Origin of the sequence: Moraxella catarrhalis, from assembly GCF_001632285.1 — a bacterium.
Classification (GTDB): domain Bacteria; phylum Pseudomonadota; class Gammaproteobacteria; order Pseudomonadales; family Moraxellaceae; genus Moraxella; species Moraxella catarrhalis.
The window spans coordinates 1-248 of record NZ_LWAH01000008.1; the positions used below are offsets into that span (position 1 = coordinate 1).

General features: G+C 68.1%; 1 protein-coding gene. It reads left to right on the forward strand.

What is annotated here, in order from left to right; genetic code table 11:
* The coding region (locus tag A4U55_RS08750) for a strawberry notch C-terminal domain-containing protein (RefSeq protein ID WP_145913098.1) at positions 1-248 on the forward strand (248 nt) is incomplete at both ends.

Genomic DNA, 248 nt, shown 5'->3' on the forward strand with positions numbered 1-248 from the left:
TGGAAGGCCGATGCCGCTATCCAGGGTCTCGGCCGCACTAACCGGACGAACCAGGCGCAGCCGCCGCTGTTCCGTCCGATTGCGACCGATGTGAAGGCCGAAAGGCGCTTTCTCTCCACCATCGCCCGCCGGCTCGACACCCTGGGCGCGATCACGCGCGGCCAGCGCCAGACCGGCGGTCAGGGCCTGTTTCGGCCAGAGGACAATCTGGAAAGCCCTTACGCCCGCGTCGCGCTGCGGCAGCTCTA